At 75.1% G+C, this 14,397-nt stretch carries 15 protein-coding genes; 6 read left to right on the top strand and 9 right to left on the bottom strand.

Annotation, left to right across the window (positions count from 1 at the left end):
- Positions 1-202: 202 nt before the first annotated feature.
- The 4 genes from HL189_RS17960 to HL189_RS17945 are packed head-to-tail and all read left to right on the top strand — an operon-like array spanning position 203 to position 4,461.
- Complete coding sequence (locus tag HL189_RS17960) at positions 203-970, top strand: DeoR/GlpR family DNA-binding transcription regulator (protein ID WP_369135083.1); 768 nt, start codon at positions 203-205, stop codon at positions 968-970.
- Positions 967-1,989: a 1-phosphofructokinase family hexose kinase gene (locus HL189_RS17955; protein WP_369135082.1), complete on the top strand. Its 1,023-nt coding sequence runs from the start codon at positions 967-969 to the stop codon at positions 1,987-1,989. Before HL189_RS17960 ends, HL189_RS17955 begins: the two co-directional genes overlap by 4 nt.
- Positions 1,990-2,005: 16 nt before the next feature.
- Positions 2,006-4,168, top strand: a complete 2,163-nt coding sequence (locus HL189_RS17950) for a fructose-specific PTS transporter subunit EIIC (protein ID WP_369135081.1) — start codon at positions 2,006-2,008, stop codon at positions 4,166-4,168.
- 32 nt (positions 4,169-4,200) lie between these two features.
- Complete coding sequence (locus HL189_RS17945) at positions 4,201-4,461, top strand: HPr family phosphocarrier protein (protein WP_369135080.1); 261 nt, start codon at positions 4,201-4,203, stop codon at positions 4,459-4,461.
- 84 nt (positions 4,462-4,545) lie between these two features.
- Here HL189_RS17945 and HL189_RS17940 read toward each other — a convergent pair whose 3' ends face one another.
- From HL189_RS17940 to pdhA, 5 genes are all read right to left on the bottom strand, one after another.
- A complete protein-coding gene (locus tag HL189_RS17940; protein WP_369135079.1) occupies positions 4,546-5,004 on the bottom strand; it encodes an SRPBCC family protein in 459 nt (152 codons plus the stop codon).
- A gap of 101 nt (positions 5,005-5,105) precedes the next feature.
- Positions 5,106-6,287, bottom strand: coding sequence for an AGE family epimerase/isomerase (locus tag HL189_RS17935; protein ID WP_369135078.1), 1,182 nt, complete (start codon positions 6,285-6,287; stop codon positions 5,106-5,108).
- Between the two features lie 2 nt (positions 6,288-6,289).
- The gene (locus HL189_RS17930) at positions 6,290-7,753 is read right to left on the bottom strand and encodes a dihydrolipoamide acetyltransferase family protein (protein WP_369135077.1); all 1,464 of its coding nucleotides are present in this window, start codon (positions 7,751-7,753) and stop codon (positions 6,290-6,292) included.
- Entirely contained in the window at positions 7,753-8,730 is a 978-nt protein-coding gene (locus HL189_RS17925) for an alpha-ketoacid dehydrogenase subunit beta (protein WP_369135076.1), read from the bottom strand. Before HL189_RS17925 ends, HL189_RS17930 begins: the two co-directional genes overlap by 1 nt.
- Positions 8,731-8,812: 82 nt before the next feature.
- Positions 8,813-9,925: a pyruvate dehydrogenase (acetyl-transferring) E1 component subunit alpha gene (gene pdhA, locus HL189_RS17920; RefSeq protein ID WP_369135168.1), complete on the bottom strand. Its 1,113-nt coding sequence runs from the start codon at positions 9,923-9,925 to the stop codon at positions 8,813-8,815.
- 243 nt (positions 9,926-10,168) lie between these two features.
- Here pdhA and HL189_RS17915 point away from each other — a divergent pair, with 243 nt between their 5' ends.
- Positions 10,169-10,669, top strand: coding sequence for an Lrp/AsnC family transcriptional regulator (locus HL189_RS17915; RefSeq protein ID WP_369135075.1), 501 nt, complete (start codon positions 10,169-10,171; stop codon positions 10,667-10,669).
- Between the two features lie 6 nt (positions 10,670-10,675).
- Here HL189_RS17915 and HL189_RS17910 read toward each other — a convergent pair whose 3' ends face one another.
- Entirely contained in the window at positions 10,676-10,927 is a 252-nt protein-coding gene (locus HL189_RS17910; protein WP_369135074.1) for a DUF3253 domain-containing protein, read from the bottom strand.
- Positions 10,928-11,014: 87 nt separating this feature from the next.
- Between HL189_RS17910 and HL189_RS17905 the strand changes: the two genes are divergently transcribed.
- Positions 11,015-11,527, top strand: coding sequence for a hypothetical protein (locus HL189_RS17905; RefSeq protein WP_369135073.1), 513 nt, complete (start codon positions 11,015-11,017; stop codon positions 11,525-11,527).
- 3 nt (positions 11,528-11,530) lie between these two features.
- Here HL189_RS17905 and HL189_RS17900 read toward each other — a convergent pair whose 3' ends face one another.
- The 3 genes from HL189_RS17900 to HL189_RS17890 form a co-directional block, all read right to left on the bottom strand.
- Complete coding sequence (locus HL189_RS17900; RefSeq protein WP_369135072.1) at positions 11,531-12,856, bottom strand: serine hydrolase domain-containing protein; 1,326 nt, start codon at positions 12,854-12,856, stop codon at positions 11,531-11,533.
- A gap of 9 nt (positions 12,857-12,865) precedes the next feature.
- Positions 12,866-13,210 carry a DUF3817 domain-containing protein gene (locus HL189_RS17895; RefSeq protein WP_369135071.1) on the bottom strand — a complete coding sequence of 115 codons (345 nt, stop codon included), beginning with the start codon at positions 13,208-13,210 and terminating at the stop codon, positions 12,866-12,868.
- 125 nt (positions 13,211-13,335) lie between these two features.
- Positions 13,336-14,397: a C40 family peptidase gene (locus HL189_RS17890; protein WP_369135070.1), complete on the bottom strand. Its 1,062-nt coding sequence runs from the start codon at positions 14,395-14,397 to the stop codon at positions 13,336-13,338.

Genomic DNA, 14,397 nt, shown 5'->3' with positions numbered 1-14,397 from the left:
CGTCCTCGCGGCGGCACGGACTGGCGGATCGGGGACCGGCGGAACGACGATGGTGCTTCCGGTGACCAGAGTCACGAAGCGGTCTTGACTTGTCAACAGGTCCCACGTAGAACAACAGGAAGACAAGTCCGATCCCACATGACCGGGCACGCCCACGGCGTTCCGATCGCCCCAGCGCCACACCTGCCGGGAGGTGACCACCATGTACGCCGAGGAGCGACAGCAGGCCATCGCCGGGCTCGTCACGCAGCGCGGCCGGGTCGCCGTCACCGCCGTCGCCGAGCACTTCGGGGTCACCACCGAGACCGTCCGCCGGGACCTCGCCACCCTGGAGCGCGCCGGGCTGCTGCGCCGCGTGCACGGGGGCGCCGTGCCGGTCGGCGCGCTCACCGTCGTCGAGTCCGGGTTCGGCGAGCGGCGGGGCACCCGCACCGAGGCCAAGCGGCGGATCGCGAACGCCGCCCTCGCCCTCCTGCCCGGCCCGCACGGCAGCGTCGTCCTCGACGGGGGCAGCACGACGGCGGCACTGGCCGAGCTGCTGCCCGGCGACCGGTCGCTGACCGTCGCCACCAACTCCGTGCCGATCGCCGCCCGGCTGGCCCCGTCGCCCGGCATCTCGCTGCACCTGCTCGGCGGCCGGGTCCGCGGGATCACCCAGGCCGCCGTCGGGCTGTCGACCGTCGCCGCACTGGCCGACCTGCGGGCCGACGTCGTCTTCCTCGGCACCAACGGGATCAGCGCCGCCCACGGCTTCTCCACCCCCGACGAGGCGGAGGCCGGCGTCAAGCGGGCCATGGCCTCCGCCGGGCAGCGGGTGGTGGTGCTCGGCGACAGCAGCAAGATCGGCCGCGAGCACCTGGTGCGCTTCGCGGCCGTCGAGGACGTCGACGTGCTGGTCACCGATGACGAGGCCGATCCGGCCGTCGTCGCCGAACTGGAGCAACAGGGGATCGAGGTGCTCGTCGGATGAGGACGGAGTCGACCGGGCGGGTGGTCACGCTGACCGCCAACCCGAGCCTGGACCGGACGCTCGCGCTGCCCGGTCCGCTGGAGCGCGGCACGGTCGCCCGGCTGGGCCCCAGCAGCACCGAGCCCGGCGGCAAGGGCGTCAACGTGTCACGGGCGGTGGCGGCGGCGGGGGCCGACGTCGTCTCGGTGCTGCCCGCCGCCGACGACGACCCGATCGTCCGGGCGCTGCACGAGCTGGGCCTGCGGCTGGCCACCGTGCCGCTGGCCACCCCGGTGCGCACCAACTACACCCTCACCGAGCCCGACGGCACCACCACCAAGCTGAACGAGCCGGGCGCCCGGCTCGACGGCACCGCGCTGGCCGCGCTGGAGGCGGCGGTCCACGAGCACGCCACCGGTGCCCGGTGGGTCGTCCTCTCCGGGTCGCTCCCGCCGGGAGCGCCGGTGGACTGGTACGCCACGCTGGTCCGGGGGCTGCGCGACACCGGCGCACGGATCGCCGTCGACACCTCCGAGGCGCCGCTGCTGGCGCTGCTCGACGCGGGGCCGGACGCCGCCCCCGACCTGCTCAAGCCCAACACCGAGGAGCTCGCCCAGCTGGCCGGGGTCCCGGAGGAGTCGGTGGCGACCGACCTGCCGGCCGCGCTCGCCGCCGTCGCCACGCTGCACGAGCGCGGGGTCGCCGAGGTGCTGCTCACCCTCGGCGCCGACGGCGCCCTGCTCTCCACCGCCGACGGCGGGCTGTGGTCGGCCCGCCCGCCGCGGATCACCGTGCGCAGCACCGTGGGCGCCGGCGACTGCAGCCTGGCCGGCTACGTGCTGGCCGACCTGGCCGGCGCCGACCCGGCCGGGCGACTGCAGCACGCGGTCGCCTACGGCGCCGCCAGCGCCTCGCTCCCCGGATCGGCCGTGCCGACCCCTCCGCAGGTGGACCCGGCCGGGGTCCCCGTCACCGCCGGCCCGCCCGGCTCCCCCACTTCCGCCGCGGCCGTCCCGGCCGCCGGTACCGACGCCCGTTGAACCCGCAGGAGAGACCATGTCCGCACTGATCACACCCGAGCTGGTGGCGCTCGACGCCGACCTCGGGTCCGACAAGGGCAGCGTCGTGCGCCGGCTCGCCGAGCTGGTCGCCGGGGCCGGCCGGGCGACCACCGGCGACTCGCTGCACGCCGACGCCATGGCCCGCGAGGCGAAGGCCGCCACCGGCCTGCCCGGCGGGATCGCGATCCCGCACTGCCGGTCCTCGGCGGTCACCCAGGCGTCGCTGGCCTTCGCCCGGCTCTCCCCGAAGGTCGACTTCGGCGCGCCGGACGGCCCGGCGGACCTCGCCTTCCTCATCGCCGCGCCCGAGCACGGCGACGCCGACCACCTGACCCTGCTCACCGCGCTGGCCCGCGCGCTGGTGCGGCCGGAGTTCGTCGCCTCGCTGCGCGCGGCGAGCAGCTCGGAGGAGATCGTCGCCCTGGTGCAGGACGTCGTCTCCCCCGCCCCGGCGGCCGCCGCCCCCGCGGCCGCCGGCGGCGGCGCCACCGCGTCCACCGCCGCGCCTGCGGCCGCCGCGCCCGCCGCGACGGCCGCCGGGACGTCGTCCCGCACGGTCATCGCGGTCAGCGCCTGCCCGACCGGCATCGCGCACACCTACATGGCGGCGGACAAGCTGACCGCGGCGGCCAAGGAGATGGGCGTCGAGCTCCACGTGGAGACCCAGGGCTCCTCCGGTTCCACGCCGCTGGACCCCTCGGTGATCAGCCGGGCCGACGCGGTGATCTTCGCCGTGGACGTGGGCGTGAAGGACCGGGAGCGGTTCGCCGGCAAGCCGCTGGTGCAGTCGGGCACCAAGCGCGCGATGAACGAGCCCGAGGTGATGATCCGCGAGGCGCTGGCCGCCGCCGACGACCCCAACGGCCGCCGGGTGCCCGGCACCGCCGGCGCGGGCGGGGAGGCCCCGGCCGGGGACGGCGGGAAGCCGTCGCTGGGCGGTGAGGTCCGCCGCTGGCTGCTCACCGGCGTCAGCTACATGATCCCGTTCGTCGCGGCGGGCGGTCTGCTGATCGCGCTCGGCTTCCTGTTCGGCGGCTACCAGATCGTCAACTCCGACCCGTCCACCGACGGCCTGAGCTACGCGCAGAACTGGGCGCTGAACAACACCTTCTTCGACCTGCCGAGCGTGTCGGGCGTCGAGGGGCTGACCGACGGCTTCCTCGGCTACCTCGGCGCGGTCTGCACCGTGCTCGGCCAGGCGGCCTTCGGCTTCCTGGTCCCGGCGCTGGCCGGCTACATCGCCTACGCCATCGCCGACCGGCCGGGCATCGTCCCCGGCTTCGTCGTCGGCGCGGTCTCCCTCACCGTGGGCGCCGGGTTCCTCGGCGGCGTGGTCGGCGGCATCCTGGCCGGCTTCGCCGCGCGGTGGATCAGCGGCTGGAAGCTGCCCGCCGGGGTCCGCGGGCTGCAGCCGGTCGTGATCATCCCGCTGCTGGCCACGCTGATCTCCAGCGGCCTGATGGTCATCGTGCTCGGCCGCCCCCTGGCCGCCGCCCTCACCGGGCTCGGCAACTTCCTCACCGGCCTGGCCGGCACCGAAGCCATCCTGCTCGGGATCATCCTGGGCCTGATGATGTGCTTCGACCTGGGCGGACCGGTCAACAAGGCCGCCTACGTCTTCGCCACCACCGGGCTGGCCGGCGCGGCGACCACCGGCGGGGCACCGCTGGTCATCATGGCCACGGTCATGGCCGCCGGCATGGTCCCGCCGCTGGCCATGGCGATGTCCACCGCGATCCGGCCGAAGCTCTACACCCCGGCCGAGCGGGACAACGGCAAGGCGGCCTGGCTGCTCGGGCTCTCGTTCATCTCCGAGGGGGCCATCCCGTTCGCCGCGGCCGACCCGCTGCGGGTGATCCCCTCGATGATGGTCGGCGGTGCCACCACCGGCGCGATCGTCGCGGCCAGCGGCGTCGAGCTGCGGGCACCGCACGGCGGCATCTTCGTGTTCTTCGCGATGAGCAACGCCGTGCTGTTCCTGATCGCCGTGCTCATCGGTGCGGTCGTCGGCGCCGTCGCCGTGACCATCGCCAAGAGCATCGGGCGGCCCAAGGCCGACGACGTCCCCGAGGACGCCGTGGACCTCCAGCACGCGCACACGCCCACCCACGCCCCTGCTGCCCCGGCGGGTGCCGCCGCCGCGCAGCAGGCAAGCTGATCCCACCCACCGTCGATCCGAGAAGAGGCACGATGCCCTCCAAGACCGTCACCGTCGGCTCCGCCGTCGGCCTGCACGCCCGCCCGGCCGCCCTGATCGCCGAGGCGGTGGCCAAGTCCGGGGCGTCGGTCACGCTGGCCACTCCCGGCGGCAACCCGGTGGACGCCGGCTCCCCGCTGATGATCATGACGCTCGGCGCCAAGAAGGGCACCGACGTCGAGGTCAGCAGCGACGACGAGGCGGCCCTCGCGCAGATCGCCGAGATGGTCGAGCGCGACCTCGACGCGGAGTGAGCGGAGCCGGCTGACCCCGGTACGACGTGCGGCGGCGCCCGTCCCCTTGCGGGGGCGGGCGCCGTCGTCGTCCTGCCGGATGTCCTACTGGCGCGGGATGTCGCCGCGCCAGGCGCCGGTCTCGGTGCCCCGGCTCTCGATGAACTCCTTGAAGCGCTTCACGTCGGCGTTGATCTGCCGGTCGTCGACGCCGACGGCCGCGCCGACCTTCTCCACGACGCCCTCTGGCTCCCAGTCCAGCTGGACCATGATGCGGGTCGTCGTGTCACTGATCTTGTGGAACGTGACCACGCCGGCGTGCTTCGCCTCGCCGCTCGTGCTGCGCCAGGCCACCCGCTCCTCGGGGTGCTGCTCGGTGATCTCGGCATCGAACTCGCGCTCCACGCCACCGATCTTGGTCACCCAGTGCGTGCGCCGGTCGTCGAGCTGGGTGATCCGCTCCACCCCTCCCATGAACTCCGGGAACGACTCGAACTGCGTCCACTGGTCGTAGACCTGCCGGATCGGAACGTCCACGTCGATCGACTTCTCGACGGTCGCCACGTGATCTCCTCCTGTGCTCGGGGGCTCGTGCGTTTCGTCGCCCCCTACCCGGTCGCGCACCGCCGAATCACCGCCCGCGTGACGGACGGGTCCGACACCGCTCAGGAGGCGAGGACGGCGGCGGCGACGCTGCCGCGGACCGGGCGGCCGGGCAGCACCAGCATCTGCACCAGGTGGTAGGCGTCCGGCTTGCCCTCCCACGTCCCGGAGCCGACGGCGCCCTCCGGCGTCAGCTCGTGGTGCCAGCTGCCGGCGGCCGGGTCGAGGAACAGCCGGTCGCCCAGCTCCCCCCAGCGCTGCTGCAGGGTGGCCGCCCGGGGGTCACCGGTGACGGCGTACCGGACGGCGGCCGCCGCGACCGCCTCGCAGACGACCCAGTGCATGCGGGCGCCGACCACCGGCCGGTCGTCCCAGTCCAGCGTGTACGGGAAGCCCTCCTGCCCGTCGGCGGCCCAGCCGCGCTCGGCCGCGGCGAGGAAGAGCCCGTCGGCGTCGGTGCGCAGCCACCCGGGCGCGTGCTCGTCCAGCGCCGCCGCCAGGTGCAGGCACAGCCGCGCCCACTCGAACTGGTGCCCGATGGTCACCCCGTAGGGCCGGAAGGGGTCGGCCGGGCGGTCGCGGTTGAACTCCGGCAGCGGCTCCCAGCCGGAGGTGAAGTGCTCGGGGAGCCGCCAGTGCCGCTCCCGGGCCCAGCCGTGCACGATCCGTTCGGTGGCGCGCAGCGCGTGCGTGCGCAGCCGGGCGGCGGTGCCGGGATCGCTGGGTGCCAGCGCGTCGGCCGCGGCCAGCGCCGCCTCCACGCCGTGCATGTTCGCGTTTGCGCCGCGGTAGTCCTCGCTCGTCGTCCAGGCCCGGTCGAAGGACTCCGCGGCCAGCCCCTCGTCGTCGTCCCAGAACCGCTGCTCCCAGACGGCCATGGCCTCGTCGAGCAGGGCGCGGCCGCCGTCGATGCCGGCGGTCGTCGCGGTGGACCCGGCGAGGACGGCGAAGGCGTGCACGTAGGCGGCCTTGGTGTCGTCGTCGGTCGCCGCGCGCCAGCCGCCGTGCTCGCCGTCGTGCAGCGGCCCGCCGCGCAGCGCCGCGACCCCGTGCGCTGCGAGCTCCTCGGCCCCCGGGTGCCCCAGCAGGGTGGCCAGCGCGAACACGTGGGTCATCCGCGCGCTGATCCACGTCTCGACCGGCCGGCCGGGGACCACCCGGCCGTCAGCGCCGAGGTACCCGAACCCCTCGGGCACCCGGGAGCCCGCGGCGAAGGTCAGCACCTGCTGCAGGGCGGTCCGCATGGTCAGAAGGCCAGCGCGACGCCCGGGTCGTGCAGCAGTGCCCCCACGTCGGCCAGGAACCGGGACCCGAGCTCGCCGTCGATGATCCGGTGGTCGAAGGACAAGCCCAGGGTGGTGACCTGGCGCGGCACGACCTTGCCCTTGTGCACCCACGGCATCGCGCGGACGGCGCCGAAGGCGAGGATCGCCGACTCCCCGGGGTTGAGGATCGGGGTGCCGGTGTCGACGCCGAAGACGCCGACGTTGGTGATCGTGATCGTGCCGCCGGTCATGTCCGCCGGCGCGGTCCTCCCCGCGCGGGCGGTGCCGGTCAGCTCGGTGAGCGCGGTGGCCAGCTCGGGGAGGGAGAGGCGCCCGGCGTCCTTGACGTTGGGGACGACGAGGCCCCGCGGCGTCGCGGCGGCGATCCCGAGGTTCACCTGCCCGTGGACGACGATCTCCTGCGCCGCCTCGTCCCAGGAGCTGTTGACCATCGGGTGCCGCTGCGCCGCGAGCAGCACCGCCTTCGCGACCAGCAGCAGCGGGCTCACCTTGACGCCGGCGAACTCCGGCCGGGCGGCCAGCCGGTCGCGGAGCTTCATCGCCCGGGTCACGTCGACGGTGAGGAACTCGGTGACGTGCGGCGCGGTGAACGCGCTGGACACCATCGCCGCGGCGGTGTGCTTGCGCACGCCCTTGATCGGGATCCGCTGCTCCCCGGTGCTTGATCCCGGGAGAGCCCCGGTGGGGGTGGAGGTGGCGCCGCGGGCGGCGTCGACGTCGGCCCGGGTGATCACGCCGCCGGGCCCGGTGCCGGAGACCGTGGCGAGGTCGATGCCGAGGTCCTTGGCGTACTTGCGCACCGGGGGCTTGGCCAGCGGGCGCAGCGCGCCCCGGCCCGGCGCGGCGGCGCTCGACGGTGCCGCGGCCACGTCGCGCGTGCTGTGCGCCTCCGCGGCCCGCCCGATCTCCAGCCCGCCGTGCCGGACCGGCTTCACCGTGACGTCCGGGGCGGTGGCCAGCAGCGGCGGGCGCTCCGGCGCGCTGCCGTGGTCGGCCTCGGCCGGCACCTGCGGAGCGGTGGCCCGGGCGGCGGCGGACGTGCCGCTGCGGCGCGGACGACGGCGGGCCTCGGTGGTGCGGGGACCGTAGCCGACGAGCACCGCGGTGCGGCCGTTGGCGTTCGTCTCCCCGATCAGCCCCGACCCGGTGGACTCGGCGGACGTGCTCCCGCCGCCGTCCCCACCGACGTCGATGGTGATGATCGGCGACCCCACGTCGACCGTCGTCCCGGCCTCGTACAGCAGCTCGGTGACCGTGCCGGCGTAGGGCGAGGGCAGCTCGACGGCGGCCTTCGCCGTCTCCACCTCGCACAGCGGCTGGTTGACCGTCACCGTGTCGCCGACCGCGACCAGCCAGGAGAGGATCTCGCCCTCGGTGAGCCCCTCGCCGACGTCGGGCAGCTTGAACTGGCGCAGGTCGGCCATCAGAACCCCATCGAGCGGTCGACGGCGTCGAGCACGCGGTCGAGGTCGGGGAGGTACTCCTCCTCCAGCTTCGACGGCGGGTAGGGCGTGTCGTAGCCGCCCACCCGCAGCACCGGCGCCTCCAGGGAGTGGAAGCAGGTCTCGGTGACCCGGGCGGCGATCTCGGCGCCGAGGCCCAGGGTGACCGGGGCCTCGTGGACGACGACGCACCGGCCGGTGCGCCGCACCGAGGCGAACACCGGGTCGAGGTCCAGCGGGGAGATCGTGCGCAGGTCGATGACCTCGAGGGAGCGGCCCTCCTCGGCGGCGGCCTCCGCGGCCTGCAGCGCCGTCTTCACCATCGGGCCGTAGGCGAGCACGGTGACGTCGTCGCCGCCACGCACCACCCGGGAGCCGAACAGCGGGGGCGGTTCCCCGTCGAGGTCGACCGCCGCCTTCTCCCAGTACCGGCGCTTGGGCTCCAGGAAGACGATCGGGTCGGGGTGGGCGATCGCCTGCTGGATGCCCCAGTAGGCATCGGCCGGGGTGCTGACGGCGACCACCTTGAGCCCCGCGGTGTGCGCGAAGTAGGCCTCCGGGCTCTCGCTGTGGTGCTCGACCGCGCCGATGCCCCCGCCGAAGGGGATGCGGATGACGATCGGCATCGACAGCCGCCCCCGCGACCGGGCGTGGATCTTGGCCACCTGGGTGACGATCTGGTTGTAGGCGGGGAAGACGAAGCCGTCGAACTGGATCTCGCAGACCGGTCGGTAGCCGCGCATGGCCAGGCCGACCGCGGTGCCCACGATCCCCGCCTCGGCCAGCGGGGTGTCGACGACGCGGTCGTCACCGAAGTCCTTCTGCAGGCCGTCGGTGATCCGGAAGACCCCGCCCAGCCGGCCGATGTCCTCGCCCATCAGCACGACCTTCGGGTCGTCCTCCAGTGCCCGGCGCAGGCCCAGGTTGAGCGCCTTGCCGATGGTCAGCGTCTCCGTCATCGCTCGGCTCCGCCCTCGTTCCGCTCCTCGGTCGCTGGCGCTCCCTGCGATGCTCGCTCGGGCGTCGTCGTCGGGGTGGCCATCAGTGGGCCCCGCCCTCGAACGACGCGTGGTAGTCCACGAACTCGGCGCGCTGCGCCGCGAGGGTGGGGGGCATCTCGGCGTAGACGTGGTCGAAGATCTCCGTCCCCGCCGGGTCGGCCATGTCCAGGGTGCCCTTCCGGATCCGGGCGGCCAGCTCGTCGCCCTCGGCGTCGACCGCGGCGAAGAAGTCGGCGTCGGCGATGCCGCTGCGGGACAGGTACGCCTTCACCCGGGCGATCGGGTCGCGCAGCTTCCACTCCTCCAGCTCGCTGGCCAGCCGGTAGCGGGTCGGGTCGTCGGAGGTGGTGTGCGCGCCCATCCGGTAGGTGAACGCCTCGATGAAGGTGGGGCCCTGCCCCTCCCGGGCCGCGGCCAGCGCGGCCCGGGTGACCGCCAGCACGGCGAGGACGTCGTTGCCGTCGACCCGGACGCCGGGGAAGCCGAAGCCGGCGGCCCGCTGGTACAGCGGTACCCGGGACTGCCGCTCGATCGGCACGCTGATCGCGTACTGGTTGTTCTGGCAGAAGAAGACCACCGGCGCGGACAGCGACGAGGCCCAGATCATCGCCTCGTTGACCTCGCCCTGGCTGGTCGCGCCGTCACCCAGGAACGCCAGCACCGCGGACTCGGCGCCGTCGCGCTGGACGCCCATGGCGTAGCCGGTGGCGTGCAGCGTCTGCGCGCCGATGACGACGGTGTAGAGGTTGAACCCGGTCGCCACCGGGTCCCAGCCGCCGGCGTCGACCCCGCGGAACAGGCTGATCACCTGCAGCGGGTCCACGCCCCGGGCCCACGCCACACCGTGCTCCCGGTAGGTGGGGAAGGCCATGTCCGCCGCGGTCAGCGCGCGCCCGGCACCCACCTGGGCGGCCTCCTGGCCGAGCAGCGAGGCCCAGATGCCGAGCTCGCCCTGGCGCTGCAGGGCGGTGGCCTCGACGTCCCAGCGCCGGACCAGGACCAGGTCGCGGTAGAGGGCGCGCAGCTCCTCGTCGCCGATGTCGATGGAGTGGTCGGGGTGCTCCACCCGCTCACCCTCGGGGGTGAGCAGCTGCACCAGCGGGGGCTGCCCGGGGAGGTGCGGGGCACCGGCACCGGGCACCGGGTCGACCACCTCGGTGGTGTGCGACAACGCAGTCACGCGTGTCCTCCTCGCCGTCGGGCGGGCCCGGGGTCTCCGGGCAACCGTCGCTGGACGTGCTCTCGCGGCGCCCGGGATGTGGCACCGCTCACACATGGTGGCATGCCGGGGGCTCCGCGCAATAGATCACCCAGGTGCCGATCTGCGCAACAGCCGGCCGCACGACTGCGCACGATGGGTACTGCTAGGACGTCCACGCATGCCAGACTGCGCACCGTGCCCGCGAGTGCCGATCGGCTGGACGCCACCGACGCGCGGCTGCTGCTCGCCCTGACGGAGGACCCCCGGGCCACCGTGCTCGGCCTCGCGCAACGGCTCGGGCTGGCCCGCAACACCGTGCAGGCGCGGCTGGCCCGCCTGGAGGCCGGTGGCGTGCTCGACCCGTTCGAGCTGCGGGTGCGCCCGGAGTCGCTGGGCTACCGGCTGACCGCCTACGTGACGGTGCAGGTCGTGCAGACCAGCCTGGCCGACGTCGGTGCGGCGCTGGCCGGGATCCCGGAGGTGCTCGAGGTCACCGGCCTGTCCGGCGTCGTCGACCTGCTCGTGCGGGTGGTCGCCGTCGACGCCGACGACCTGTGGCGGATCACCGAGCAGGTGCTCGCCATCCCCGGCGTCCAGCGCACGGACACCAACCTCGCGCTCCGCCGGTTCGTCGGCCCCCGGATGATCCCGTTGCTCGAGCGCGCGGCCGGACCGGCCCGCGCCGAGGAGGGCTGAGCGGCCTCACCGGCATCGGCGCACCCGGACCGGCCCGCGGGCGGTGGCCACGTCGACCTCCGCACCCCGCTGGGTGACCTCGACGCGCCCGGCCGCCGCCAGCCGCCCCGCCGCCTCCCGGGCCGCCGGCATGAGGGCGCGCCAGCCCTCCGGATCGACCGCCCGGGCCGCCTCCGACGGGCAGATGGTGGTGCCGCCCGCGCGCCGGTCCAGCAGGGCGTCGATGGCCCGCTCCAACGCCCGGTCGACGTCGCCCACCCGTCCCAGGGTGCCCCGTCCGGCCGGGTCCGGCGCGTCGGGCCCGGTTCGGTTTCGGTCGCCACCCGGGCCGAGTAGCCGCCGGGCATGGCCACGCATCCGTCGCGAGGCGGCGTCGGCACCCGCAGGCGCGGCATCAGCACCGTGGGGTGGGTCCTGCGTGGCGCGGCGGCCGGCGCGGCCGGGACGAGCGTGCTGAACGCCGTCACCTACCTCGACATGGTCGTCCGCGGGCGCGGGGCCAGCTCCACGCCGGAGCAGACGGTGGAGAGGCTGGCGGACAAGGCGCACGTGGCGATCCCCGGGGACCAGGAGACCCGCTCGAACCGGGTGCAGGGACTCGGCCCGCTGACCGGGCTGGCCGCCGGCATCGGCATGGGGGTGCTCACCGGGCTCGTCCGGGCGACCGGCTTCCGCTCCCGGCCGCTGGTGGGCACCGGCTTGATCACCGCCGGCGTGCTCGTCGCCGCGAACGGCCCGATGACCGTCCTGGGCATCACCGACCCGCGCACCTGGTCGACCACCGACTGGGTCAGCGACGTCGTCCCGCACCTGGCCTACGCCGCGGTGGTCAAGGCGACGATGGACACCTGGGAGTGAGGACTACGTCGCCCAGCCGCGCTCGTCGACCCCGCCCGGCACCGGGGCGTCGGGGTCGTAGGGCGTCCGGGTGAGGACGAAGGTCGCCAGGTCCAGGTGGTCCGGGGCGATGCGCAGCGTCTCGCCGGCGTAGTAGCCGTCCAGCCCCACCCAGGTGCCGTCCGGCCGCGGGGCGAACCGGCTGGCCCGGCCCGCCCGCCCGGGCATCGGTCCCAGGTGCAGCAGCCCGCCGCCCTGCGCCCGCAGCACGTGCGGTGCCGGTCCCCAGAACCAGACGCCGAGCTGCTCCAGCGGCACCGGCGGCGGCTGCGGAGCCCAGGCGGCGACGATCCGCGGTTCGGCCTCGCGCAGGTCCCCGAGCAGCCCGGGGACCAGGGGGTCCAGCCCGCTGGTGGTGTTGGCCAGCGTCACCGCGCCGGCCTCCTCGACCCGGTCGACGAAGACACCGGCGAGGAAGCCGGGCATCGAGCCGCCGTGCCCGACCAGGGTCTGCCCGTCGACCCGCAGCACCTGCAGCCCCAGCCCGTAGGCCGACCAGCCCGGCACCGACGGGTCCACCCCCGCGGGCACCGTCATCTCCTCGAGGGTCGCCGGCGAGAGCACCTCCCCGGTGTCACCGAGCAGGAAGGCGGCGAACCGGCCGAGATCGGTCAGCGTCGCCCACAGCTGGCCGGCGGCCGCCATCACCCCGGCGTGGTGCTCGGGCTCGGGGAGGACGACGTCGGCCCACGGGTGCACGGCCGTCCCCGGGGCGGCGGCTCCGTCGGGCCGGGGCGTCGTGCGGGTCATGTCCAGCGGGGCGAGCACCTCGTCCCGGACGACGTCCTCCCAGGAGCGCCCGCGGTGCCGGGCGACGAGTTCCCCGAGCAGCCCGAAGCCCAGGTTGGAGTAGTGGAACCGCCGGGCGGTGCCGAGCACGACGTCGTCCTCGGTGAGCTGCAGGTCCGCCAGCGAACCGCCGGGCACCCGCTCCCACCAGCCGCCGGGGCTCTCCGACGTCACCCCGGCGAGGTGGGAGAGCAGCTGGCCGACCGTCCGGTCGCCGAGCGGCGTGCCGGGCACGTGCTCCTCGAGCCGGTCGTCGAGGCCCAGCCGGCCCTCGTCGCGCAGCCGCAGCACCACGACCGCGGTGACCGTCTTGCTGATCGAGCCGATCCGGTACTGGACGTCGGTGTGCGGCTCGGCGACGTCCCCCCGGCCCGCCGACCAGGCCAGCCCGCCGTCCCGGACCACCCCGGCCACCAGGCTCGGCGCCCGGCCGTCCCGCTGCACGCGGGCGGTGCGGGCGAGCAGCCGGCGGGCGGTGGCGGGCAGGACGGGTTCGACCATGGGCGGAGGCTAGCCAGCCGTCGCCGTCACCGCCCCGGACGGCAGGTGCCCGGCACGCTGCGCCCACCGCTCGAACCAGACGGTGACCAACGGGGGGACCGACGCGGCGAGCGCCAGCAGCGCCGTGCGCGGGCTCCAGCGCAGCACCCGCCAGGCGAGCAGGGCGAGGCCGACGTAGAGCACGAAGACGGCGCCGTGCACCGGCCCGGCCAGCTGGACGCCGAGCTCCGAGGTGCCCAGCACCCACTTCACGAACATGCCGGCGAGCAAGAGCACCCAGGACACCGCCTCGGCGATGGCGACGGCGCGGAAGGCGCGGGCGACGGTCGGGGGGTCCAGGAGTCGGGCAGCCACGACCGGGGTCAACGCACGACCGGGCGCGCGGGCTCCCGGATGTGACCGACGTCCCCCGGATGCCACGGAGCCCCGGTCGCCAGACGGCGACCGGGGCAACGCGACGTGCTGGACCGGGTCCTTACTCAGCCCGCGAGACGGCGCATCGCGGTGATCTGGCCCATGTAGTCGATGGAGACGACCTTGACGCTGCTGCCCGACGTCGGCGCGTGCACCATCTGCCCGTTGCCGATGTAGATGCCGACGTGGCTGACCGGGCTGTAGAACGCCAGGACGTCGCCGGGCTGCAGGTCGCCGCGGCTGACCGCGCGGCCCATCGAGGCCTGGCCCTTGCTGGAGTGGGGCAGCGGGATTCCCGCGGCGGCGTAGGCGTACTGCACCAGGCCGGAGCAGTCGAAGGAGTTCGGCCCCGCGGCGGCCCAGACGTAGGGGTCGCCGATCTGCGCCATGGCGGTGCTGACGGCGGCCTGCGCGGCACCGCTGCCGCCGACGACCGGGGGAGCCGGCGGGGTGCCGGGCGCGGGCGCCGCACCCGGCGGCAGGGCCGGGGTGGTCGGGTGCCGCTCCGCGTCGGCGCGGGAGGCCGCCTGCTCCGCGGCGTCCAGCCGCTCGTACTGGGCCTGGTAGTCGGCGATCTGCTCGTTGAGGTCGTCCTGCTGGGCAGCGACGCGGTCGACCTGCGCCTGGGCGTCGGCCGCGGCCTCCGCCGCGGCGTCCTGCGCCTGCCTGGCGGTGTCGTCGGCGGCCTGGGCCGCCGCGAGGACCTCGGTGTTGTGGTCGGCGATCACGTCGAGGGTGCCGACGCGGTCCATCAGCTCGTCGGACGAGGAGCTGCTGAGCATCGCCTCGAGCGTGCTCAGCTGCTCGCCGGTGTAGGCGCTGCGGGCCACCTGGCGGACGGAGTCCCGAGCGGTGGTCAGCGCGGCCTCGGCGGCCTCGACCTGGGCGGCGGCCTCGTCGGCCGCGGCCTGCTGGGCCTTCAGCTCCTCGCGGGCGTCGTTGAACTTCTCGGTGACGACCTCGAGCTCGTGCGCCTTCTCGGCGACCAGGGTCGCGGCCTCGCCCGAGGTGGTCGGGTCGGCCAGGGCCGGCAGCGGGGTGAGCGCGACGGCGCCGGCGGCGAGGAGCGTGAGGAGGACCCGACGAGGGGTGGCCCGCCGACGGGCAGGGCTGTGCGAACTCGCCAT

The sequence above is a fragment of the Modestobacter sp. I12A-02662 genome, from assembly GCF_041028325.1.
GTDB lineage: Bacteria > Actinomycetota > Actinomycetes > Mycobacteriales > Geodermatophilaceae > Modestobacter.
Note: the sequence above shows the minus strand (reverse complement) of the source record. Positions and strands in the feature narration are given on the sequence as shown.